This window comes from Aestuariivita boseongensis (assembly GCF_001262635.1).
Classification (GTDB): domain Bacteria; phylum Pseudomonadota; class Alphaproteobacteria; order Rhodobacterales; family Rhodobacteraceae; genus Aestuariivita; species Aestuariivita boseongensis.
Genome location: NZ_JXYH01000012.1, coordinates 18173 through 42993, shown reverse-complemented (window position 1 = coordinate 42993; position 24821 = coordinate 18173). Strand labels below are relative to the sequence as shown.

Annotated in this window: 18 protein-coding genes; 8 read left to right on the top strand and 10 right to left on the bottom strand. The window is 62.9% G+C overall.

Features of this window, described 5'->3' with window-relative positions; translation table 11 throughout:
* Positions 1-7 precede the first annotated feature (7 nt).
* The gene (locus tag TR61_RS06915; protein WP_050929194.1) at positions 8-379 is read left to right on the top strand and encodes a hypothetical protein; all 372 of its coding nucleotides are present in this window, start codon (positions 8-10) and stop codon (positions 377-379) included.
* Positions 380-409: 30 nt separating this feature from the next.
* Here the strand turns inward: TR61_RS06915 and TR61_RS06910 are convergent, their stop codons facing one another.
* The 7 genes from TR61_RS06910 to TR61_RS06880 all read right to left on the bottom strand — a co-directional run bounded on the left by TR61_RS06910 (position 410) and on the right by TR61_RS06880 (position 11647).
* On the bottom strand, positions 410-2188 hold the full coding sequence (locus TR61_RS06910; RefSeq protein WP_050929193.1) for a TRAP transporter permease: 1779 nt from the start codon (positions 2186-2188) through the stop codon (positions 410-412).
* 66 nt (positions 2189-2254) lie between these two features.
* Positions 2255-3205: a TAXI family TRAP transporter solute-binding subunit gene (locus TR61_RS06905; protein WP_050929192.1), complete on the bottom strand. Its 951-nt coding sequence runs from the start codon at positions 3203-3205 to the stop codon at positions 2255-2257.
* A 188-nt stretch (positions 3206-3393) separates the two neighbouring features.
* Entirely contained in the window at positions 3394-4728 is a 1335-nt protein-coding gene (locus TR61_RS06900; RefSeq protein ID WP_050929191.1) for a S41 family peptidase, read from the bottom strand.
* A gap of 7 nt (positions 4729-4735) precedes the next feature.
* A complete protein-coding gene (locus tag TR61_RS06895; RefSeq protein ID WP_050929190.1) occupies positions 4736-5866 on the bottom strand; it encodes a murein hydrolase activator EnvC family protein in 1131 nt (376 codons plus the stop codon).
* On the bottom strand, positions 5863-7380 hold the full coding sequence (gene gpmI / locus TR61_RS06890; protein ID WP_050929189.1) for a 2,3-bisphosphoglycerate-independent phosphoglycerate mutase: 1518 nt from the start codon (positions 7378-7380) through the stop codon (positions 5863-5865). Before gpmI ends, TR61_RS06895 begins: the two co-directional genes overlap by 4 nt.
* A gap of 212 nt (positions 7381-7592) precedes the next feature.
* Positions 7593-10565, bottom strand: a complete 2973-nt coding sequence (locus tag TR61_RS06885; RefSeq protein WP_050929188.1) for an error-prone DNA polymerase — start codon at positions 10563-10565, stop codon at positions 7593-7595.
* A gap of 128 nt (positions 10566-10693) precedes the next feature.
* Complete coding sequence (locus TR61_RS06880) at positions 10694-11647, bottom strand: ABC transporter ATP-binding protein (RefSeq protein ID WP_050929187.1); 954 nt, start codon at positions 11645-11647, stop codon at positions 10694-10696.
* An 85-nt stretch (positions 11648-11732) separates the two neighbouring features.
* On the opposite strand from TR61_RS06880, the gene TR61_RS06875 reads away from it, so the two are divergent.
* From TR61_RS06875 to polA, 3 genes are all read left to right on the top strand, one after another.
* On the top strand, positions 11733-11912 hold the full coding sequence (locus tag TR61_RS06875; RefSeq protein ID WP_050929186.1) for a zinc-finger domain-containing protein: 180 nt from the start codon (positions 11733-11735) through the stop codon (positions 11910-11912).
* Positions 11913-12072: 160 nt separating this feature from the next.
* Positions 12073-12549 carry a hypothetical protein gene (locus tag TR61_RS06870; protein WP_050929185.1) on the top strand — a complete coding sequence of 159 codons (477 nt, stop codon included), beginning with the start codon at positions 12073-12075 and terminating at the stop codon, positions 12547-12549.
* Positions 12550-12625: 76 nt separating this feature from the next.
* Complete coding sequence (polA, locus tag TR61_RS06865) at positions 12626-15427, top strand: DNA polymerase I (protein WP_050929184.1); 2802 nt, start codon at positions 12626-12628, stop codon at positions 15425-15427.
* A 43-nt stretch (positions 15428-15470) separates the two neighbouring features.
* Here polA and TR61_RS06860 read toward each other — a convergent pair whose 3' ends face one another.
* The 3 genes from TR61_RS06860 to TR61_RS06850 all read right to left on the bottom strand — a co-directional run bounded on the left by TR61_RS06860 (position 15471) and on the right by TR61_RS06850 (position 18064).
* Positions 15471-16583, bottom strand: coding sequence for a THUMP domain-containing class I SAM-dependent RNA methyltransferase (locus tag TR61_RS06860; protein WP_050929183.1), 1113 nt, complete (start codon positions 16581-16583; stop codon positions 15471-15473).
* An 83-nt stretch (positions 16584-16666) separates the two neighbouring features.
* Positions 16667-17416 (bottom strand): hydroxypyruvate isomerase family protein, encoded by a 750-nt coding sequence (locus TR61_RS06855; RefSeq protein WP_050929182.1) that lies wholly within the window; start codon positions 17414-17416, stop codon positions 16667-16669.
* A gap of 66 nt (positions 17417-17482) precedes the next feature.
* Positions 17483-18064 (bottom strand): DUF1285 domain-containing protein, encoded by a 582-nt coding sequence (locus TR61_RS06850; protein WP_050929181.1) that lies wholly within the window; start codon positions 18062-18064, stop codon positions 17483-17485.
* A gap of 71 nt (positions 18065-18135) precedes the next feature.
* On the opposite strand from TR61_RS06850, the gene TR61_RS06845 reads away from it, so the two are divergent.
* From TR61_RS06845 to TR61_RS06830, 4 genes are read left to right on the top strand one after another with little or no spacing between them, the layout of a single operon-like run.
* On the top strand, positions 18136-19143 hold the full coding sequence (locus tag TR61_RS06845) for an AAA family ATPase (RefSeq protein ID WP_050929180.1): 1008 nt from the start codon (positions 18136-18138) through the stop codon (positions 19141-19143).
* On the top strand, positions 19140-20015 hold the full coding sequence (locus tag TR61_RS06840; protein WP_050929179.1) for a DUF58 domain-containing protein: 876 nt from the start codon (positions 19140-19142) through the stop codon (positions 20013-20015). The genes TR61_RS06845 and TR61_RS06840 overlap by 4 nt, the downstream gene beginning before the upstream one ends.
* Entirely contained in the window at positions 20012-22780 is a 2769-nt protein-coding gene (locus tag TR61_RS06835) for a DUF4159 domain-containing protein (protein WP_050929178.1), read from the top strand. The genes TR61_RS06840 and TR61_RS06835 overlap by 4 nt, the downstream gene beginning before the upstream one ends.
* Complete coding sequence (locus TR61_RS06830) at positions 22777-24819, top strand: hypothetical protein (RefSeq protein WP_050929177.1); 2043 nt, start codon at positions 22777-22779, stop codon at positions 24817-24819. The genes TR61_RS06835 and TR61_RS06830 overlap by 4 nt, the downstream gene beginning before the upstream one ends.
* Positions 24820-24821: the final 2 nt, after the last annotated feature.

Here is a 24821-nt window from a genome sequence, read left to right as displayed (position 1 = left end):
GTGAGGCATGAGCCAGTTTGAATTGATGAAAACCCGTCTGGCGAATGGTGTGTGGGAAGGCATCCTGGCACGTCTTGAAGCCGGGGAGCAGAACCCGGATATTCGCGTGCTGCATCGCGATCAGGAGGTTCCGGGGGTAGAGGTGACACTTGATCCCGCCAGCGGGGCCTGGGCGGTGCGGGTGCCCGTTCCGACATACGCGATTGCCGATGGGGTGCACACATTCGCGATTTTCGACGGGTCGGAGAAACTGACCCATTTCACGCTGATGGCTGGTGACGTTCTGGCCGATGACATCCGGGCAGAGATGGAATTGCTGCGCGCCGAGCTGGATATGCTGAAACGTGCCTTCCGGCGGCATTGCGTGGAAACGGCCTAGGGGCGGCGGGACAAGTCCCGCCCTACGGGTCTAGATCGGGGCGAAGATCACCAGAAGACCGGCAGCGCAGAGGGCCAGCGTGGGCAGCGGCTTGCGCATGGCGATGAGGCCATAGGAGATCAGGCCAAGCCCCAGCCCGACACGCAGGAACGCGATGATCGCAAGGGCGGGGCTTTCGGCCACGCGGATCAGGTCGGGATTGGCGATCATGCCCATCGGGATGATGTACAGACCCACGCCCAGCGCCATCGCCGTGATCGCCACACGCAGCCAGTTTTCGCGCACCATGCCCGATGCGATGAAGACCGCGCCGCAAACGGGCGGGGTGATCGTGGAGAGAAGCGCGTACCAGAAGACGAACAAATGCGCTTGCAGCGGCTCGAGCCCCAGTTGGATCAGCGCGGGGCCCGCGACTGAGACGCAGATGACATAGGCGGCAGTCGTCGGCACCTCCATTCCCAGGATGAGGCAAGCGAGCGCGGTGAGCAGAAGCGCGGGCCAGAGCAGGCCGCCGGCACCTGACAGGATCAGGGAGGTGATCTTGACGCCAAGGCCGGTCACCGACAGCACCCCGATGATGATGGAGGCACAGAGGATGATCGCGGCGATCAGCGATACCTGGCGGGCGGCCGTAAGCAGCGCGTTTTCATAACGGTCCCACGTGGCGCGAAGGTCGACGGTCAGGCCACGATCGGTAAACAGCAGAACCGCGCCCGCGCCGATGGCAAGGCAGGCAGCGTATTGCGGGGTAACTTTCAGGCCGAACATGCCCCAAAGCAGCACAGCGAAAGGCACAAGGAAAAAGGCCGAGGTGATGGCCACGTCTTTCAGACCGGGCTGGTCCTTGGCGTCGATGCCTTTGAGGTCGGTGTGGCGCGCATAGGCGTTGATGCCGACCCAGACCGCAAGGAAATACAGGATCGCGGGCAGGATCGCGGCGGCCATGATGCCGGTATAGGGCACGCCGGTGAGTTCGACCATCACAAAGGCCCCTGCCCCCATCAGCGGCGGCATGATCTGACCACCGGATGAAGCCACGGCCTCGACCGCGCCGGCGAGGCGTTTGGGATAGCCCAGTTTCGTCATGGCAGGCAGGGTGATCGCCCCGGTGGAGGCGACATTGGCCGAAGCCGAGCCAGAGATGGATCCAAACAGCGCCGAAGAGATGACCGAGACCTTTGCCGCACCCCCTTTGAGCCGCCCCGCGGCCGCGGCGGCGACGTTCATGAAGCCCTGACCGGCCTCGCCCGCGTTCAGGACCGCGCCGAAGATGACGAAGACGGCGACGACACCCACGGAGACTGCGGTGAGGCTGCCCCAGATACCGCCTTCGGCGATGGTCATGGTGCCCAGAAAGCTTTTCAGCGGCGTGCCGGAATGGCCGAATTCGCCCGGAATATGCTGGCCGAACAGCGCATAGAGCAGGGCAAGCGCAGCCACCACGGGCAAGGGCCAGCCGATGGCGCGCCGGGCGGCTTCGAGCACGCAGATCAGAAGCGTGGCGCCGATGGCGATCTGCAGGTTGTTTTCCAGAAACCCGTATTGATCGCTGAGCGCGTCGTGGTTCCACGCCACCCAGATGGCCGAGGCCATGCCCAGTACCGCAAAGACCGCGCCGGAGATCAGTTGCGCCCGGCTGCGCGCCGCAAAAAGGAAAATCCACGGCAGGACCAGCGCCATATGCAGCGGGCGGGAGACGAGGTTCGGCACCAGCCCCCAGAAGATCAGCCCGATATGATAGACGACCAGCAGCGCTGCCAGCGCCAGCCAGAGCAGCTTGAACCGGATCGGACCGTCATCCTGCAGCATGTCTTTGCCCCTGCCTCATCAAAAAGGCCGGGCGCGGGGCCCGGCCTTTCCAAACCTTGCGCGTGATTACATCTGAGCGTCGGTCAGCGCCATACCCGCTTCCTTGTAATAGCGGATCGCGCCGGGATGGATCTTACCCGGAATGTTCGACATCAGGCCCTCGTCCACGCCGTTCCACCACGGTGCGGCCTCACCCATCGCCGCCTTGCCTTCCCAATAGGTCTTGGTCAGCTGATAGGCGGTGTCATCGTCCATCTTGGTGGTGGTGTAGGCCACAACCGGCAGAGAGGTGGTGACGATGTCTTCATCCTGCCCGGCATAAGTGCCTGCCGGAATGACCAGACGGGCGCGCTTGGTTTCGGCCACCTGTTCGTCGCTCAGCGACAGAACCTTCACACCGGTGGAGGCGGCAGCTTCGATCACGTTGGGCGCGGGATAGGAACCTGCGGTGACAAAGGCGTCGATCTGGCCGTTCTTCAGCGCGGGCACGGCGTTGGACAGTTCAACCTCGGCCAGGGTGACCTTGCCTTCCAGACCGAAGAGGCCCAGGTATTTTTCGCCCTCGCGCGCACCGAAGGAACCCTTGCCCAGAAGGATCGTCTTGCCTTCCAGATCGGCGAAGCTGTTGATCCCGGCATCGGCGCGGGTGACGAAATGCATGGTCAGCGACGGGATCGGGAACAGCGCGCGGATCTCGTCAAAGGCGGGGTCGCCCTTGCCTTCGAACATCGCCTTGCCGCCCTGGGCCAGACCCACCAGCGCGGGCGGGGTGGTAAAGACGTAATCGCCGCCGCGCGCCTTGACCTCCATCACGTTCTGGACGGAGCCCTGGCTTTCCTCGATTGTGACCGAGATGTCCGAGCCTGCTTTCATCGCCTCGGCGATTTGCACGGCCATCTGGTAATAGGACGAGCCGGCCTTGGCGGATTTATAAGTGACGCGGGTTTCGGCAAAGGCGGCAGTGCCTGCAAAGCCCACAATCGCTGCAGCCAGTGCTGCGCGCGTGAAAAACTTCATGGTGTTTCCTCCCGTTACTGACGGCTGTTCGCGGCCGTTCGGGCGGCACTATGAAGCGGAATGATTTGAGAGGGAAGTCCCATTGGCCAAGGCGGGTGCAGGCGATTTTCCGGGGCGTTTCATCAGCCAACGAAAAACGCGCGCGGTGTTCAGACCGCGCGCGTTTGGATGTTTGAATGAGGTGCAGATCAGTCGCGGGGACCGATCGCCGACAGACCCTTCAGGATGTCGATGGCATAGGCCAGCTGATAATCCTCTTCCCGCAGCGCGGCGGCGGCTTCGGCCTTGGCGCGGTCGGCTTCGATCTGGCGGATCTCGTCCTCGCTCAGGCTGTCATTGTCGAGACGGCCACGCAGGTCGGCTTCCGACCGGTTGATCAGCGCGCTGGATTCCTCGTCATCCTCGGCGGGGCGGCGGCGGGGTTGTTCCACCACGATGTCCGGCGAGACGCCCAGCGCCTGGATCGACCGTCCGGACGGCGTGTAATAGCGCGCCGTGGTCAGGCGCATTGCGCCGTCACCCCGAAGCGGCATCACGGTCTGGACCGAGCCTTTGCCGAAGCTTTTGGTGCCCACTACGATAGCCCGGCGGTGATCCTGCAGCGCACCGGCCACGATTTCCGAGGCCGAGGCGGACCCGCCATTGATCAGCACCACAATGGGTTTGCCCTGGGCCAGATCGCCCGGCGTGGCGTTGAACCGCTCACCATCTTCCGGCGCACGGCCACGGGTCGAGACGATTTCGCCTTTTTCAAGGAACGCGTCGGAAACCTTGATCGCCTCGGTCAGCAGGCCACCCGGGTTATTGCGCAGGTCAAGGACGATGCCGTTGATCTGGTCGATGCCGCCTGCTTCCTCGATCTGTTTCTGCAGACCGGATTCAAGGTTCGGCGTGGTCTGATCGTTGAAGGTGGTCACCCGCAGGACGACGGTTTCGCCTTCGGTGCGCGACCGCACAGCGGTGAGTTTGATCGTGTCGCGGATGATGGAAACGTCGAAGGGTTCGGCCTCGCCTTCACGCACGACGGTGATCACGATTTCCGATCCCACCGGGCCGCGCATCATCTCGACCGCCTCGTCCAGTGTCAGGCCCAGAACGCTTTCGCCATCCACATGGGTGATGAAATCTCCCGCTTCCATCCCGGCTTCATCCGCCGGAGTGCCGTCGATGGGAGAGACGACTTTGACAAAGCCTTCCTCCTGCGTGACTTCGATACCCAGCCCGCCGAATTCGCCACGGGTCTGCACGCGCATATTCGCGGCATCTTCGGGCGATAGATAGCTGGAGTGCGGATCAAGCGAGGTCAGCATGCCGTCGATGGCGGCTTCGATCAGATCGGCCTCGTCCACCTCTTCGACATATTGCGCGCGGATGCGTTCAAAAATATCGCCGAAGAGGTCAAGCTGTTCATAGACCGACGTGCTCCGCTCGGTTTCCTGGGCAAGCAGCGGGCCGGCGATCTGGGTCGTGGCCACGGCACCCGAGAGGATCCCGGCGGCTGCTACTGTGAGTATCTTTTTCATCTCTGGCTTATCCATCCTTATCGGTTTGGAACCATGTTTCTGGATCCACGGGGTCTGCGCCCTCTCTCACCTCTATATAGAGCGTTTCTGAGCGGTCTGTTCCAGTGCCCTCACTGCTTGTTGACAGAATTGTGCCAATTTCCGGGTCGGAACCGCCCATCAAGCCCACTGGTGTGCCTGCGGGAATGACTTGTCCGGCCTCTCCATAGACCTCGGCAAGGCCGGAGAACACGAAAAGCGTGTCGGCCTGCGGTTCCAGGATGACCACATTGCCCAGATCCAGAAGCGGGCCGCGATAGCGAATCGTTGCAGGCGTCGGGCTGACGACCAGCGCGCGCGGGCGTGTGGCCAGCACGATGCCGGGCCGGGTGATGCCCGCCGCATCGGACTGGCCCGCGCGGCGCAGAAGAACGCCCTGCACCGGCATCGGCAATTCGCCCTTCAGGCTGCTGATGTCGGCGGCGGTGGGCGTGATCACCTCGTCCGTCATATTGGCAAGGCCGCTGGCAAAGCCTTCCAGCGTTTCGGTCGAGGAAATCAGGATCGCCGTGCGCACCGGATCTTCGGTGAAGCGTTTGGGAAGATCGGTACGGTCGGCCACCGCCTGACTGAGATCGGCGCGCGCTTCCTGCACGCCTGCAAGACCCTGTTCCAATGTCCGCGCCGCGGATTGCTGAAGCAGGCGCAAGGTGCGCACCTCGTCCAGGTCGCGGCGCAGCTCGGCGGCGCGGGTGTTAAGCGCGGGCGTCACCTCGGCCAGCATCATCGCGGCGCGGGCACTGTCCTGCGGGCCGCCGGGATGAACCATCAGAACCGGGGGCGGCGCCGCGCCGATGGTTTGCAGCACACCCAGAAGATCGGCGATCTCGGCCTCGCGCGCGTTCAGTTGGCGTTGCAGCTGACCCTCGCGCAGCGCGGCCTGGCGCAACCCGTCGCGCATGGCCGAAAGCCCGGCCTCATAGGCCTGCACGGTTTCCGTCAGGGCGCGCACCCGGTCGCGCGCGCTTTCGGCCTCCTGCAGGGAAAGGGCGGCCTCTTCCAACAATTGGGCGGCCTGCCGCGCCGCATCCGCGGCATCGGATTGCGCCCAGGCCGCGCCTGACACCAGAAACGTCAGAAGGGCGGCCAGGCGGATCATTCCAGAAGGCTCTTTCCGGTCATCTCGGGCGGTTGCGGCAGACCCATCAGCGCCAGCACTGTCGGCGCCAGGTCCGAAAGCCGCCCGTCATGCAGGCGCGCACCATCCGGCCCGCCCACCAGCGCCACGGGCACCGGGTTGAGCGTGTGGGCTGTATGGGGCCCACCGGTTTCCGGATCGACCATAAGCTCGCAATTGCCGTGATCGGCAGTGACGATCATCGCGCCACCCACCTCATCCAGCGCGGCGATGGTGCGGGTCAACGCCTGATCCACAGCCTCGCAGGCCCGGATCGCGGCCTTCAGATCGCCGGTATGACCCACCATGTCGGGATTGGCGAAGTTGACGACGATCAGGTCGTACTCCGCATGGATCGCCTCCACCAGTTTGTCTGCCACCTCGGGGGCCGACATCTCGGGCTGCAGATCATAGGTCGCCACATCGGGCGATTTCGGCATGAAGCGATCTTCGCCCGGTTCGGGGTCTTCCTTGCCGCCATTCAGGAAGAAGGTGACATGGGGGTATTTCTCGGTCTCGGCCAGGCGGAACTGGCGCAGGCCATGCGCAGCGACCCAGGCGCCCAGCGTGTTCACGATCTCACGCGAGGGGAAGACAGTGGTCATATAGGTGTTATGCAGATCGGAATACTCGACCATCCCAAGGAAAGCGGCCAGATCGGGACGCGTGCCTGTGTCGAAGGCATCAAACCCGGGCTGGCCGATGGCGGCCAGAATTTCGCGCGCGCGGTCCGCACGGAAATTCAGGCAAAAGACGCCGTCACCGTCGCGAATGCCCGCATGGCCGGGCAGCACTGTCGCGGTGATGAATTCGTCGGTTTCGCTTTGCTCATAGGCGGCGGTGACCGCCCCATGGGCATCCTTGGCGCGGCGACCTTTGGCGTGGACCATCGCGTCATAGGCTTCCGACACGCGGCCCCAGCGATTGTCCCGATCCATCGCGAAATAGCGCCCGATCACGGTGGCGATGCGCGCGCCCTCGGGCAACTGGTCACTCAGCGTGCGCAGATAGCCATAGGCGGATTTCGGCGCCACATCGCGCCCATCGGTGATTGCATGCAGCGCCACCGGAACGCCCGCGTCGGTGATCGCCCTGGCCGCGGCCAAAATATGCGTCAGATGCCCGTGCACCCCGCCATCCGACACCAACCCCATCAGATGCGCCGTTCCACCGCTGGTTTTCAGCCGCTGGATGAACTCTTGCAACGCCGGATTCTCGAAGAAACTGCCGTCTTCAATGGCCAGATCAATCTGGCCCAGATCCATCGCCACGACACGACCCGCGCCGATATTGGTATGGCCCACTTCGGAATTTCCCATCTGGCCCGAAGGCAGACCCACATCCGGCCCGTGGGTGATCAGCCGCGCATGGGGACCTTTTGACATGATGGCATCGAAACTGGGTGTATCCGCCAGATAGGGCGCATTGGCCTCGGTCCGGTCCGACAGACCCCAGCCATCCAGAATGCACAGGACAACGGGTTTGGGGGTCTGCATCGGCGCGCTCCATCAGGTTTCTTGCGGCCTTCTAACCCGGCTGGCCGCCCGGGTGAAGCCCAAGGCGAAGGGAACCCGGCCCTTGTCTTCTTCTCTTTCCAAATACGGCACGCAACAGATCGCAAAAGGCAGACCACAGACCGTGATGCCGATGCCGCGACACAGGCGCCAAATCAATGAAAACCGTGCGCGCGGCAGCGCGCGCTTTTGGATCAATCCGGGTTGGCGCGGGTGAACATCAGTTTCGACAGATCCGGCGCAGGCCGCCCACGGCCGGGCGGCAGGTGCGGCACAGCACCAGGTGTCAGAAGATGGCGCAGCAAGGCCACGGGATGCGCCTTGAGCGACAGGCGCGTGGCCACGAAATCCTCTACCACCGCTTCGCCAAGATGCATCCGGGGCAGATGGGCGGCAGGCTCCTCGATCCCCTCGCCATCCATGTCGCCGGCAAAAAGCGGCAGGGGTTTTGCGCTGGCAATCGCCTTGGCCTCCCATAGCGCATCGCGGCGCGACAGGCCGATACCGGCAAAGACATCCGCCTCGGCCAGCCGTTCCAGAACCTGCGGCCCCAGCCCGGCACGCCGCCAGACATCCTGCACGCTATGATACCCGTTGCCGCGCCCGGCGGTGAGCCAGGTGGCTTCCTCCTCGGCCAGGCCCTTGATCTGCCGGAATCCCAGACGCAGCGCGAGCCCCCCCTGCCCGTCAGGCTCCATCACATTGTCCCAGAAGCTGGCATTGATGCAGATCGGGCGCACCTCTACCCCGTGTTCGCGGGCATCGCGCACGATCTGGGCCGGCGCATAAAAGCCCATCGGCTGGGAGTTCAGCAGCGCACAGGCAAAGATGCCGGGATGGTGGCATTTGATCCAGGCCGAGGCATAGACCAAAAGCGCAAAAGACGCAGCATGGCTTTCGGGGAACCCATAGGAGCCGAAGCCTTCGATCTGGGAAAAACAGCGCTCGGCAAAGTCGTCGTCATAGCCGTTTTTCTTCATGCCGCGCAGGAAAAGCGCGCGGAATTCGCTGACATTCCCATGCTTCTTGAAGGTGGCCAGTGACCGGCGCAGCCTGTCCGCCTGATCGGGGGTGAAGCCCGCGCCCACGATAGCGATCTGCATCGCCTGCTCCTGAAACAGCGGCACGCCCAGGGTTTTGCCCAGCACCTCGCCCAACTCGTCCGAGGGAAAGCTGACCTCCTCCTCCCCGTTTCTTCGCCGGATGAAGGGGTGAACCATGTCGCCCTGGATCGGGCCGGGGCGGATGATCGCAACCTCGATCACCAGATCATAGAAATTGCGCGGGCGCATGCGCGGCAAAAAATTCATCTGCGCGCGGCTTTCGACCTGGAACACGCCGATGCTGTCGGCGGCACAGAGCATGTCATAGACGCGCGAGTCCTCAGGCGGCAGCGTGGCCAGCGTGTAGCTGGTCTGGTGATGCCGTTTGAGCAAATCAAACGCCTTACGGATGCAGGTGAGCATGCCCAGGCTGAGCACATCGACCTTCAGGATCCCCAGCGTGTCGATATCATCCTTATCCCAGCAGATGACGGTGCGATCCTCCATCGTGGCGTTTTCCACCGGAACCAGTTCATCAAGCCGCCCCTCGGTCATCACGAAACCGCCGACATGTTGGGACAGGTGGCGCGGAAATCCGTTGATCTCATGCACCAGTTCCAATGTCTGGATCAGGCGGCGGTCGGTGGGGTCAAGGCCGATTTCGGCCATGCGTTCGGCCTCGATCCCCTTGATCGAGAAGAAACCCCAAAGCTGGGAGCTGAGCCCGCTGATCGTATCCTCGGTCAGGCCCATGGCGCGGCCCACTTCGCGGATGGCGCGCTTGCCGCGGTAGTGCACGACCGTGGCGCACAGGCCCGCGCGGTGACGGCCATAGCGTTGGTAAATCCACTGGATCACCTCCTCGCGGCGTTCATGTTCGAAATCGACGTCGATATCGGGAGGCTCATCGCGCGCCTCGGACACGAAGCGTTCAAAGACCATCGTGCCGATTTCAGGGGAAACGGAGGTCACGCCCAGACAATAGCACACGACCGAATTGGCCGCTGACCCGCGCCCCTGACACAGGATATTGCGGGAGCGAGCGAAATGGACCACGTCGCGCACGGTCAGGAAATAGGGTTCGTATTTCAGCTTCCCGATCAGGGTCAGCTCATGTTCCAGAAGGCGTTTGACCTTATCGGGCGCACCTGAGGGGTAACGCCATTGCATCCCCTCATAAGCCAGCCGGCGCAGGCGTTTGTCGGGGGTTTCGCCTTCTGCCACCTCATGCGGGTATTCATAGCGCAGCTCATCAAGCGAGAAGGTCAGGCGTTCTGACAACCCATGGGCACGGTCGACCGCATCCTCATGGCCTGCGAAGATCCGGCGCATCTCGGCCTCGCCGCGCAGGCGCTGTTCGCCGTTGGCCAGCGCCGCGCGACCCAGATCGTCGACGCGGCAGCCCAGGCGGATCGCGGTAACGACATCGGCCAGACGCCTGCGGCGCGCGTGATGCATCATCGGTGCGGCACTGGCGAGGGTGGGCAGCCCCGCCTCTGCCGCCTGCGATGCCAGTGCGTCGAAACGCAGGCCGTCGCGCCCGTCATAGCGCGGGGCAAGGCCCAGATGCAGGCCGCCCCCGAAAACGGATTTGAGCCGGGGCAGGTGATCCGCCCAGCCTGCACAGTCTTTGGGCCAGATTTGATCCGCAGGCCAGAGGATCAGCTGCAGATCGTCCGGAAAGGCGATCAGATCGGACAGGCTCAGAATGCAGCTGCCTTTTTCGGCCCTGAGCTTGCCCTGTGACAGGATCCGGCAAAGCCCCGCCCAACCGGCGCGCGTTTGAGGCAGCACGGTGATGGGGGGCGCATCTGTAAAGACCAGTCGGGCGGCGGGGATCAGGCGGGGGCTGGCATAGATCGGGAAAGAAGGCGGTGCGGGGATATGATCAGGGCATGGCGGGCCGATGGGGTCATGTTCGGCGTCCCACGCGCGGCGTTCGGCCACCAGCCGGGCGATCTCGCGTGCCTGGGTATGGGCGCGCACGATACCGGCGACAGAGTTTTCGTCGGCAATCGCCACACCCGACAGGCCCAGTGCGGCGGCGCGGGCCATGTATTCCTCGGGGTGGGAAGCCCCGGTGAGGAAGGTGAAATTGGATGTGATCGACAGCTCTGTATACATGGCAGAGCACCATTATATTCACGTTTTGTTCTTTTTCGAGTCCGATCCGTTTTCTGCCACAGAAAACGGATAGATTTTGACGCAAAATCTCTGTCGGCCGAGTCCCGATGAGAAACTGCGTCAGTTTCTCAGCCAGATTTTGCGCCAAAATCTGGCCGCGATGACGTCAGCGCCAGGAACACATCCTGCAGATGCGGTTCTTCGCTGCGCAGGTCGCGAATTCGGATGCCGGCCTCGCGCACCATGTCCAGAACCGCTTCGGCCTTTGTCACCCCGCTGCGATAGGTAAAGGCCAGCGATCCGTCGGTGCGCAGCTCTCCCTCGATCCCGTCGGCGGAGGGGGCTTTTGCAACGTCATTTTCGGGATGGATCACCAAGGTTTTGGCATCGAGCGTGGTCAGCAGGTTTTCGGTGCTGTCGCGCGCCACAACCTCCCCATGGTTGATGATGGCGATCTCGTCGCACATCTCTTCCGCTTCTTCCAGATAATGGGTGGTCAGAATGATCGTCATGCCTTCGGCATTGAGATTGCGCACATTGTCCCACAGCATCTGCCGCAGTTCGATATCGACACCTGCCGTCGGTTCATCCAGCACCAGCACATTGGGCCTGTGCACCAAAGCTTTGGCCAGAAGAAGCCTGCGTCGCATGCCCCCGGACAGCGTCCGGGCATAGACCTCTGCCTTGTCGGATAGGCCCACCAGCTCAAGAATCTCATCGCTGCGGCGCTGGGATTTCGGCACGCCATAGAGCCCCGCCTGCACCTCAAGTGCTGCGCGCGGGGTGAAAAACGGGTCGAGGTTCAGCTCCTGCGGCATGACGCCAATGGCCGCGCGGGACTGCCTGGGGTTCACGTCCTGATCAAAGCCCCAGATCTGCACCTTGCCCGCAGATTTCGTCACCAGACCCGCAAGGATATTGATCAGCGTCGACTTGCCGGCGCCATTGGGGCCCAAAAGCCCGAACACCGATCCGCGAGGGATCGCCAGATCAACCCCTTTGAGCGCCGTTTTGGCGGGTTGCCCCTTGCTGCCCTGGTAGGTCTTGACCAGACCGTTTATGCGGATGGCGTCTTGTGTCACCGCGCCTCTTGCCCCTCTGATCTGCTTGGCTCATAAAGCACCTAGTTCAACCTGCCCGTGCCGACAACCGGAAGGACCGCAGCGCATGACCATCGAAGCGCCGGAAACCAAAATCGTTGACAGCTATCGTGTGGCCTGTGACGGCGGCGAAGGGGCCTTGGGCCATCCGCGCGTCTGGCTGCAGATCCCGGATGATACCGGCTGGGTCGAATGCCCCTATTGCGATTGCAAATACGTACATCGCGATTTCGAAGGCAAGGTCTGAGCCGATCTGGCGGCCGTGCGGCTGGCCGGTTGCGGGAGCCTCCGGCGGCCGTATTTTCAGCAAGAAGAAGCCTGCAGGGTTCGCTTGCCCGGGCCTGTAGCCCCACTTGTGCCATAATGAATTGCTACGCCCGTCGCTTGATAGTCGAGGAGATCGAGCCATGAGCGATGCCATCCATCCACAGGCTCCCCGCGTCACAAGCAGCTGGGGGTTTTGGGCCGTGATTTGCGGTGTTGTGGCGATGGTACTGGTGTTGGTGCAGATGCAAGTGCTGTCGAGCCAGGAAAGCGTGCCCATCGGGCAGCAGATCGGTGAGATCGCCGGAGACATCAAGCGATCGGCCTGGCGGTCTTTTCTGGGCTTGAGCCAGCCGGAACGTGAGCCTGTGCCTGTGTCTCTGTCGCAGCAGATCTTTCAGTATCTTTTTTATGCAACGCCGGTGATCGGCGGGATTGCGATTGTGCTGGCTATGGTGTCGCTGATTAAACAGGAAAACTGGCGGTTGGGGTTTTATGCTGTGACCTTTGGCGGCGGCGCGATCCTCATGCAATACATGTGGTGGATGGTGCTGATCTTTCTTGGGTTTTTGCTGTTGGTTAAAATCGTCGAAAACATCGGTGACATCTTTTCCTTCTGACGGCTGAGAGGTTGACCGACTGGACATCTGTGGCACAGTACTCCATCCCTGACCGGAACGGAGATGGGAGGTCGCAATGGCGTTCGGCAAAGGTTGTCATCTGCATCTGATTGACGGATCGGCGTTTATTTTTCGCGCCTATCACGCATTGCCCCCATTGACGCGCAAATCTGACGGGCTGCCGATTGGTGCGGTGTCAGGCTTCTGCAACATGCTGCACCGTTATGTGGAAGGAAACCATGGGCCGGATGCGCCCACCCATGTGGCGGTGATCTTTGACAAGGGCAGCCATACGTTTCGAAATGAGATGTACGATCAGTACAAGGCCAATCGCGAGGCAATGCCCGAGGAACTGCGCCCGCAGATCCCGCTGACCCGCGAGGCCACGGAAGCCTTCAACATCGCCTGCAAGGAGAAAGAGGGCTACGAGGCCGATGACATCATCGCCACGCTGGCAGTGCAGGCGCGCGATGCTGGCGGACGGGTGACGATCATCAGTTCGGACAAGGATCTGATGCAGCTGGTGGGCGACGGCGTGGAAATGCTGGACGCGATGAAGAACCGGCGGATCGACCGCGAAGGCGTGTTCGAGAAATTCGGTGTATACCCAGAGCGTGTGGTCGATGTGCAGGCCCTGGCCGGGGACAGCGTCGACAATGTACCGGGCGCGCCGGGTATCGGGATCAAAACGGCGGCGCTTTTGATCAACGAGTTCGGCGATCTGGAGTCGCTTCTGGACCGCGCAGAAGAGATCAAGCAGCCCAAACGCCGGGAAACGCTGATCGAAAAGCGCGCGCAGATCGAGCTGTCGAAGAAGCTGGTGCAGCTGGATATGGATACGCCTCTGGATTTCACACTGGACGATCTGGAGGTACGCGACCCCGATCCCGACCGGCTGATGAGCTTTCTGGCCGAGATGGAGTTCCGCACGCTGAGCAAGCGGATCGCAGAGAACCTTGGTGTTGAGGCGCCGGTCATCCCGGATGCACCCGCCAAGCCTGCTGACGAGGAAAGCGACGCGCCAGAAGCTCCGTCGTTTGACGAGGCGCAATACGATTGCGTGCGCGATGCGCAGGCGCTGGAGGCCTGGGTCGCGCAGATCCGCAAACGCGGCTGGGTTGCCGTGGATACTGAAACCACCGGCCTGAACGAGATGCTGTGCGATCTGGTGGGGATTTCGCTGTGTGTGGAGGCGGGGCACGCCTGTTACATCCCGCTGACCCACAAGGCGGGGCAGTCGGATGACCTGTTCGGATCGGACGCGCTGGCGGAGGGGCAAATGCCGCTGGAGGACGCTCTGGCGGCGCTGAAGCCGGTGCTGGAGGATCCTGCGATCCTGAAGATCGGGCAGAACATGAAGTATGACGCCAAGATCTTTGCCCGCTACGGCATCGACGTGGCCCCGATTGATGACACGATGCTGATGTCTTACGCCCTACATGGCGGAGAGCATGGGCATGGCATGGACACCCTGTCGGAACGGTATCTGAACCACACGCCCATTCCGATCAAACCACTGCTGGGCACCGGCAAATCCGCGCGCACCTTCGATTTCGTCCCGATTGACGAGGCCGTCGCCTACGCGGCGGAGGACGCCGATATCACGCTCAGGCTGTGGCAAATGTTCAAACCTCAGTTGCATCGCGTGCAGGTTACGACCGTTTACGAAACGCTTGAGCGGCCCATGGTACCGGTTCTGGCGCGGATGGAGATGGACGGGATCAAGGTGGATCGTGACACGCTGAGCCGCATGTCCAACGCCTTTGCACAGAAGATGGCCGGTCTTGAGGCGGAGATCCATGAACTGGCCGGTGAGACGTTCAATGTGGGTTCTCCCAAGCAGTTGGGCGAAATCCTGTTCGACAAGATGGGGCTTGAGGGCGGCAAGCGCGGCAAGACTGGGGCCTATGCCACTGGCGCGGACGTGCTGGAGGATCTGGCCACCGAACATGAACTGCCCGCGCGGGTGCTGGACTGGCGGCAGCTGTCCAAGCTCAAATCGACCTATACGGACGCGCTTCAGGATCACATCAATCCTGATACGGGCCGGGTGCATACATCATACTCGATTGCCGGCGCGTCGACCGGGCGGCTGGCGTCGACCGATCCCAACTTGCAGAATATCCCGATCCGCACCGAGGAAGGCCGCCGCATTCGCGAAGCCTTCGTTGCCGAGGATGGCAAGGTGCTTTTGTCGCTGGACTATTCCCAGATCGAATTGCGTATCCTGGCGCATATCGCCGATATCCCGCAGCTGAAACAGGCGTTTGCCGATGGGCTGGACATTCACGCCATGACCGCGTCCGAGATGTTCGATGTGCCGCTGGACGAGATGACACCCGAAATCCGGCGGCGCGCGAAAGCGATCAACTTTGGTGTGATCTATGGGATTTCGGGCTTTGGCCTGGCGCGCAACCTGCGCATTCCAAGGGGGGAGGCGCAAGGTTTCATCGACCGATATTTCGAACGCTTCCCGGGCATTCGCACCTATATGGATGACACCAAGGCCTTTGCGAAGGAACACGGCTTTGTGCAGACGCTGTTTGGCCGGAAGATCCACACGCCTGAAATCAACGCCAAGGGACCGCGCGCAGGCTTTGCCCAGCGTGCGGCAATCAACGCCCCGATTCAGGGTACGGCGGCGGATGTTATCCGGCGGGCCATGGTGCGCATGCCAAAGGCGATTTCAGACCTCCCGGCCAAAATGCTGCTGCAGGTGCATGACGAATTGCTGTTCGAAGTGGATGAAGACGCCGTCGACACCACCATCGCCCGCGCCAAAGAGGTGATGGAAGGCGCGGCCGACCCTGCAGTGAAACTGGATGTGCAGTTGATCGTCGATGCCGGTCAGGGCCAGAACTGGGCCGAGGCGCATTGAGTTCGCACCAAACGTTCCAAGATTGATCCGGTATGCCGCACGGCTAGAGCGGGTCTGTGCGGTGCAGTTTGATCTTCAGCCCGCCCAGCGGCACCGGGGGCGTGCTGGCCACGAAAGGCAGCCCGGTGGCGCGGGCCAAACCGGCCTCAGAGGTGACGATGCCCACGCGCCAGCCGGCGAAATTGGTTTTCAGGACCTCGCCCAACGCGCTGTATAGACCGTAAAGCATTTTCTTGTTCCCGATCCGCGCGCCATAGGGCGGGTTGACCATGACCAGCCCCGGCGGGCCATCGGGCCGGGTCAGTGCGCTGATGGGTTGGCAGGTGAAGTCACAGATCGCACCCACACCGGCGCGCGCGGCGTTTGCGGTGCTCATCGCGATGGCGCCCTGATCGCGGTCATAGCCGCGAAACCGCAGGTTGGGTACGGCCCGTGTCTCTGGCTTTCGCAGGGCTGCCCAGGCGTCGGGGTCGAAACTTGCCAGATCCTCGAACGCGAAGGACCGGGCGCGGCCGGGATGAAGGCCCAGAGCGCGTTCGGCGGCTTCGATCACGAAAGTGCCTGATCCGCACATCGGGTCGACCAGCGGCTCATCCCCGGTAAAGCCGCATTCCCGCAAAAATAACGCGGCAAGGGTTTCGCGCAGCGGGGCTTTGCCCACCGCTTCCTTGTACCCGCGCTTGTGCAGGGACGCGCCGGAGGTATCCACGCTGAAGGTGCAGAAATTGTCTTCGATCCGCGCCTTGATCTGCAGCGTGGCATCCGGCGACAGGGTCGCGCCGAAGCTTTCTGCCAGAGCAGTTTCGATCCGCTGTTTCGCCGCGCCTGCGTGATAGATCTTGGAACGTTTGGCCGTCACTTCCACGCGCAGCGGAACATCCGGGCGCAGAACCCCCGACCAGTCGAATTTCCGCGCGCGTTTGTCCAGCTGCGCCAGGTGAAAGACGGGAAACCCGCCAAAGCGCGCCAGCACACGGGTTGCCCCGCGCAGAACCAGATTGGCGCGCCAGACGTCCCGCCATCCGCCTTGGAAGGTGACACCGCCTGGCACGGCAACGGGATCGGGAAAGCCAGCCTCTCGCGCTTCATGGCACAGGGCCTGTTCCAGCCCCGGCGTGGCGGCAAGGAAGATTTCGAAAGGGTCAGTCGCGCTCATGAAGGCGGCTTACCTTGTTTGCCGACCTCCGACGAGGTGTTTTTGCGCTCTGATTGCGTGGGAGACAACGTTGCCGTCAGCTTTTAGCGCATCCATTGAAGCGTCTCTTCGGTCCGGCCACGCGGGTGGTATTCACCGCTGACCCAACCGGCATAGCCGCTGTCGTCGATCATCTGGAACAGCGCTTTGAAATCAATCTCGCCGCTGAGCGGCGCGCGGCGGTCAGGGGTGTCACCGATCTGGATATGAGCGGCACGCCCCCCGTATTCGCGCCAAATCGCCAGCGCATCACCATGGATTTTCTGCGCGTGATAGGCGTCATATTGCAGACCCAGATTGCGGCGGTCTGCCGCATCCAGAACGCGCGCGGCCAGATCGTAACGGTTCAGAAAATACCCCGGCTGATCGTCGGGGTTCAGCGGTTCGATCGTGAACTGCTGGTCAGGATACTTGTCAGCGGCCCATTGCAGGTTGCGAATAAAGGTCGCTTCGGCCTCGGCCCCTTGCGCCTTGCCGGACATCACATGGACAAAGCGCGGCTTGAGCAGATCAACATAGCGCATGACCCGCGCGATGTCTTTTTCGAACCGTGCCTCATTACCCGGAATTGCGGCAAAACCCGGCTCCCCCCCGGTATAGTTTGGGGGCGGGGCGTTGATCAGAACCAGATCCAAGCGGTTCTTCAGAAGGGCCTGCAGTGTCTCCTGCCCCGGCCAGTCATAGGGAAACAGGATCTCGACCGCGCCGAAACCGGCCTCCGCCGCCGCGTCGAACCTGTCGAGATAGGGCAATTCATCGAACAGCAGAGTAATATTTGCTGCAAATTTGGGCATGCGCGCCTCCTTGATCACGATCAGGATTAGACGCGGATCGCAGCCGGGCCAAGGGGGCGGTGCTGTTCAGCCCTCTTCAACTGTGTCCGAGGGGGCGATGGGGAAGAACGTGCCCTGCGACCAGACGCCGAACCACCCGTCCTTGTGTGTGCCCAGTTCGACAAGGCGGTAAAAGCTTTTGCGGTCGATCAGCGCTTCGAGGTTGTCGCGGATCAGGACATAGGGCGCGGGTTCGCCGGTTTCGTCGTCATGTGCGACACGGATCGGCAGATCTGCACCGGCTTTGGCGGTTTCGCCCACTTGCGTCAGAAAGGTCAGGGTTTGCCCTTCGCCATCGCCTTCAACATCGAAATCGACCGCGACAAAAGGGGCGTCCTCGACAATGATGCCCACCTTTTCGACCGGCGTGACAAGGAAGTACTTGTCCCCTTCTTTCTTGAGAATCGACGAGAACAGCTTGACCAGTTCCAGCCGTTCAAACCGCGATCCTTCGTAATACCAGGTGCCGTCACGGGCGATGCGAATGTCCAGATCGCCGGAAAACGGCGGGTTCCACAGGTGAACCGGCGGACGTCCGCGCGGTTTGGCTGCCTTAACCGAGGCAGCAAGCCCGTCTGCAGAGGGAGTAACAGCTTTTTGTCCACTCATAGCTTTTGCCATTTCCGTTTGGCGAGATACACTTTGTCTAAGACCGATATATGACCCGAGAAAGGATTGTCATGTCCGACAACGCAGATCTGGTGGCCGAGATCGAGGCCCTCGAGGATAAACTGGCCGAGGCGCGCGCGTCGATCACCAAGCGGTTTATTGGGCAGGAGCGCGTTGTCGACCTGACGCTGACCGCGCTTTTGTGCGGGGGACATGCGCTGCTGATCGGCCTGCCGGGGCTGGGCAAGACCCGCCTGATTGAAACACTGTCGACCGTAATGGGGCTGAACGGCAACCGTATCCAGTTCACGCCCGATCTGATGCCGGCCGACATCCTTGGGTCCGAGGTTCTGGACACTGCAGCCGATGGCACCCGGTCGTTCCGCTTTGTGCCGGGGCCGATTTTTTGCCAGCTTTTGATGGCAGACGAGATCAACCGCGCCAGCCCCCGGACGCAATCGGCGCTGCTGCAGGCGATGCAGGAGAAGGTTGTGACAGTTGCGGGGCAGGACCGTCCGCTGGACCCGCCCTTCCACGTGCTGGCAACGCAGAACCCGATTGAACAGGAAGGCACCTATCCCCTGCCCGAAGCACAGCTGGACCGATTCCTTGTTCAGATCGACGTGAATTACCCCGATCGGGAGACGGAAAAGGACATTCTGCTGGCCACGACTGGTGTGGCTGAAGAAGTCTCGACACAGGTGTTTGACACCGCACAATTGCTGGCGGCGCAAACGCTTTTGCGGCGAATGCCAGTGGGCGATGGTGTGGTCGATATAATCCTTGATCTGGTGCGCGCCTTCCGGCCCAGTGAAGCTGACGTCTCAGACCGCGTGCGCGAAACGGTGGCCTGGGGCCCCGGACCGCGCGCCGCACAGGCGCTGATGCTGACGGTTCGAGCGCGGGCGCTGCTGCAGGGCCGCCTGGCCCCCAATGTCGAAGACGTGATCGACATGGCCCGCCCGGTGCTGAGCCACCGGATGGCATTGAACTTTGCCGCGCGGGCGCGGGGCGACAGCCTGGCCGATCTGATTGAAACAACAGCTGCGGGTCTGACGCGGACTGAGGCTGCGGCGTGAAGCAACCCCTTTTCCTTCGCGAACGGGCCGAGACGGAGGCCGCCCGTCTGCCTGCGCTCCTGGCGCGGGCCGAACATCTGGCGGGCACCGTCCTTCTGGGCGAACACGGCCGCCGCCGCGCGGGGTTGGGGGATGATTTCTGGCAATACCGTCCGGCGCAACAAGGCGACAGTCGCCGTCTGATCGACCATCGGCGCAGCGCGATGGGCGATGTTCAATTCGTGCGCGAACGGGAATGGCAGATCGCGCAATCGGTCATGCTGTGGGTGGATCAGGGCGCGTCGATGCGCTTTGCGTCAGATAAAAACCTGCCGCAGAAGGCCAAACGCGCGCGGGTGCTGGCTTTGGCCACCGCGATCCTGCTGATCCGGGGTGGTGAGCGTGTGGGCCTGACTGGCACGACCCTGCCGCCACGCCGCGGCAATAATCAGATCTATCGTCTGGCCGAAGCATTCTCGGTCGACGCGGAAGCGGATTACGCCGCCCCCGAACATCGCGCGATGATCCCGCATGCGCGGGCGGTGTTCATCTCGGATTTCCTGGGCGATATGGCGGATGTGACACTGGCGCTGACCAAGGCTGCTGATCGCGGAGTGCGCGGCGTGCTGTTGCAGGTTCTGGACCCCAGTGAAGAGGCATTCCCCTTCCAGGGCCGGACGATTTTCGAAAGCATGGGCGGCACGCTCAGCCACGAGACGCTGAAAGCAAATGACCTGCGCGACCGGTATCTGGGTCGTCTGGCCACCCGCAAGGCGGAACTGGCGCAGCTGGCACAGGCAACGGGCTGGCAGCTGGGTTTGCATCACACCAATGACAGCGCGCAATCGGCGCTTCTGTGGCTGTATCGCGCGCTGGATGGAGGCACGGCATGACCGTTCTGGGCGGTATCGGATTTACCACACCGTGGTTGCTGCTGGGTCTTCTGGCCCTGCCGATCCTGTGGCTGATCCTGCGCGCGGTGCCGCCCGCACCGATCCGCCGCCGTTTCCCCGGTGTGGCGCTTATGCTGGGACTGACCGATGACGAAAGCGTGTCGGACCGTACACCCTGGTGGCTTTTGCTTTTGCGGATGCTTGCCGTTGCGGCGATGATCCTGGGCCTTGCGGGGCCTGTGCTGAACCCGCAGGCCGAACGCGAAGGCTCAGGCCCGCTTCTGGTGCTGCTGGATGGCAGCTGGGCGGGCGCGCCTGCCTGGCCCGTCAAGATGGAGCTTCTGGAGAACAAGCTGGCCGATGCGGGCCGCGCGGGGCGCACCGTCGCCATTGTGCAGCTGACCGACCCGGAAAAGCCGGTTTTCCAGGCCGCCGATGTGTGGCGCAGCCGCCTGCCCGGCTTTGCTCCGGCGCCCTGGCAGCCGGATGAAGCGCGGGTGGAAGAGGCAATCGCCGGGTTTGGCGATGCATCCTTTGACACTTATTGGATCAGTGATGCGCTGGATCATCCCGGCCGCGAAGCGTTGTTGAGCGATCTTGAGGCGCGCGGGGCCGTGCGCGTGTTTCAAACGCCAAGCCCGGCCTCCGCCCTGGCCCCGCCCCGGTTCGAGGATGGCGCGATTCAGCTGACCGCTCGCCGCGCCGTGACAGGTGGTGAACGCGATGTGACCATTCTGGCCATTGGCCGCGATCCTTCCGGTACCGAACGGGTTTTGGCGACAGCCCCCGCCGGTTTTGCCGCAGATGCGACCGAAGCCACTGCCATGCTGTCCCTGCCCGCGGAACTGCGCGGGCGTTTGTCGCGTTTCGAATTGCAGGGCCAGCGGTCTGCCGGGGCGACAACGCTCAGCGATGACAGCCTGCGCCGCCGCGAGGTGGCCCTGATTGCCGCGCGTGAGGATCGGGAGGGGCTTGAGCTGCTCTCGCCGCTCCATTTCCTGGAACAGGCGCTGATCCCCACTGCGGAGTTGCTGAACGGCGCGCTTCTGGACGTGCTGCCCGCCAACCCCGATGTGATCGTTCTGGCCGATGTCGCCACCCTGTCCTCGGGCGAGGAAGAAGCGCTGACCCAATGGATCGAAGCGGGGGGCATGCTGTTGCGCTTTGCCGGGCCGCGGATGGCCGCAAGCGATATCAGCCGCGATGACGAACATCCGCTGATGCCTGTGCGCCTGCGGGCCGGTGGCCGCAGCGTCGGCGGCGCGATGAGCTGGGGCGAACCCAAGGCGTTGGCGGCTTTTGCCGAAGGGTCGCCCTTCTTCGGGCTGCAGATCCCCGATGATGTAACCGTGACCGCTCAGGTCGTGGCACAGCCGGATCCGACGCTGGCAGAGCGGGTTGTGGCCTCTCTGTCGGACGGTACGCCTTTGGTAACGCGCAAGGATCTGGGTCAGGGGCAGGTGGTCCTGTTCCATGTCACCGCGAATGCCGAATGGTCGACCCTGCCGCTGTCGGGACTGTTCGTCGAGATGCTGGAGCGGCTGGCCGTGTCCTCATCGGCCAAGATGCCGGAAGCGCAGGAGTTGGAAGGCACCACATGGACACCGGTTCAGGTGATGGATGGCTTCGGCCGCCTGCGCGACGCGGGCAATCTGCCGGGCGTCGAAGGGCCCGTTCTGGTCACCGATCCGGTTGGGCCGGATCTGTTGCCCGGCTTGTATGATAACGAAGATCGCCGCCTTGCGCGCAACGTGGTCGGGCCGGAGGACGTCTTGAGCCCGGCACTCTGGCCTCCGCGCATCCCGGTTGAGGGGATCTCGATCCGCGCCGAACTGCCTTTGGGCGGGCTGCTTCTGAGCCTTGCCATCGGCCTGCTGCTTCTGGATGTGATCGCCGCGCTAGCGCTGTCGGGGCGTCTGGGCCGCAGCCGCGCGATCGGCGCCGCTGCGATTGCTCTGGCGGTCATGTCCACGCCGCTTGCGCAGCCTGCCGGCGCACAATCGGCAAGCAATGTCGACAGTCTTGCAGCCACGTCAGAGGTGGTGCTGGCTTATGTCATAACCGGCAATGGGCGCGTGGACGAAATCTCGGAAGCGGGGTTGCGCGGGTTGTCGGATACGCTGTTTTTCCGCACCTCGGTCGAACCGGCGAACCCGATCGGCGTGAACCTGGAACTGGATGAACTTGCCTTCTTCCCGATCCTTTATTGGCCTGTCACCCCTGAGCAGCCAACCCCGTCGGCCGAGGCTTATGCGAAACTCAACACCTATCTGCGATCGGGTGGCATGATCGTTTTCGATACGCGTGATGCGGATATTGCGCGGTTCGGTTCGGCCAGCCCGAACGGGCGCAAGCTGCAGCAACTGGCCGCACCGCTGGACGTACCGCCGCTTGAGCCCATTCCGGCGGATCATGTGCTGACGCGCACCTTCTATCTGCTGCAGGATTTTCCGGGCCGCCACCTGAGCCGCGATGTCTGGGTCGAGGCCGCCCCACCAGATGCCGAACAGATCGAGGGGATGCCCTTCCGCAACCTCAATGACGGGGTGACGCCGATTGTCATTGGCGGCAATGACTGGGCGGCGGCCTGGGCCACCGATACACAGGGCAACGCGCTGCTGCCGGTCGGACGCGGGTTTACTGGCGAACGCCAGAGAGAATTGGCATACCGGTTCGGCGTCAACCTCATCATGCATGTGCTGACCGGGAATTATAAATCCGACCAGGTCCATGTGCCTGCGCTTCTGGACAGGTTGGGCCAATGACGGGACATATCATCTTTGATCCGCTGATCCCCTGGACAGCGCTGATTGCGGTGGCGACTGTCGCTTTGGCCACCGTCCTGCTGGCCGGGCTGCGTGGCCTGTCGGGCTGGGGCCTGCGGGCGCTGGCCGGTGCGGTGATCGTAGCCGCTCTGGCTGGCCCGGTCTATCAGGAGGAAGACCGCAGCCCGCTGACCGATATCGTGGTCATGCTGGAGGATGACAGCGCCAGTCAGTCTTTGGGCGATCGCCCGTCTCAGATGGCGGAAGCGGCGGAAGATTTGGCCGCGCGCATCGCCGCGCGCGCCAATACCGAATTGCGGCGCGTGCGGATCCCCGATGGCGAGGGCGATGCCGGGACCGAGCTGATGACCGCCCTGAACGAATCGCTGGCCGAAGAGCCGCGCGCGCGGGTGGCGGGCATCATCGCGCTGACCGATGGCCGGGTGCATGACATCGAACGCACGCCGGATCTGCCAGCGCCCCTCCACGTTCTGCTGACCGGATCAGAGGACGACTGGGACCGCCGCCTGATCGTGCGCAACGCGCCGGCCTTCGCCATCATTGGCGAGCCGGTCACGCTGACCCTGCGCATTGAAGACAGCGGTGCCGCTCCCGCTGGCGTGACGACCGCGCCCTTGGATATCTCGGTCGATGGTGGGGAGCCGCAGCGCATCGACGTGCCCATCGGACAGGATCTGGAATTACCTGTCACGCTACCGCATGGCGGGCGCAATGTGTTGCAGTTCACCGTCCCGCAGGCCGATGGAGAGCTGACCGACCGCAACAATACTGCTCTGATCCAGATGAACGGTGTGCGCGACAGGCTGCGCGTGCTTCTGGTGTCGGGCGAGCCGCATCAGGGCAGCCGCACCTGGCGGAACCTGCTGAAATCCGACAGCTCGGTCGATCTGGTGCATTTCACCATCCTCAGACCGCCCGAGAAGCAGGATGGCGTTCCGGTCAATGAGCTGAGCCTGATCGCCTTCCCCACGCGCGAGCTGTTTTTGGAGAAGATCGACGATTTCGATCTGATCATCTTCGACCGCTACAAGCGCCGGGGCATTCTGCCTGCGATCTATCTGGACAATGTGTCTGCCTATGTCCGCGCGGGTGGCGCGGTTCTGGTGGCCGCAGGACCTGATTTCGCGACGGCGGACAGTATCTATCGCTCGCCTCTTGCAACGGTCCTGCCGGCCGAACCCACGGCACGGGTGGTCGAGGATCGCTTTCTGCCCACGGTCACCGATCTGGGCACGCGCCATCCCGTGACCGCCGATCTGGGCCGGTCCGAGGATTGGGGCGCCTGGCTGCGCCAGATCGACGTCCTGCCCGAAACCGGCAATGTGGTGATGACCGGGAGCGATGACCGCCCGCTGCTGATCCTTGACCGCGTGGAAGAGGGGCGCGTGGCGCTTTTGGCATCGGATCATGCCTGGCTGTGGAGCCGGGGCTTTGAAGGGGGCGGCCCACAGATGGAATTGCTGCGCCGGCTGGCGCATTGGATGATGAAAGAGCCCGAGCTGGAGGAAGAAGCCCTCTGGGCCGAGGCGACAGGCCAGACCATGCGCATCATCCGCCGCACGCTGGAGGAAGGTGTCGGGCCTGTCACCGTCACACCGCCGGTGGGTGACAGTGTCGAGGTGACATTGGAAGAGGTCAGTCCGGGCCGGTTTGAGGCGCTTTACGAAGGGCCCGAGATCGGGCTTTACCGTCTGGTCGAAGGCGATCAGGAGGCCGTGATCGGCCTTGGCCCGGCCGCCCCGCGCGAATTCGAAGAGACCATCGCTAGCGCAGAGCTTCTGGAGCCCGTCGCCAACACGTTGCGCGGCGGCGTGATGCGGCTGGAAGACGGGTTGCCTACATTGCGATCTGTACGTGAGGGCCGGCCTGCATCCGGGCGCGGCTGGATCGGGATTACCCCGCGCGGGGCCTATGAGACCAGCAATGTCACGCAAATCCCGCTGTTACCGGCATGGCTGGTGCTGCTTCTGGCATCGGGGTTCATCCTGACAGGCTGGTTACGCGAAGGTCGGCGGTAAAA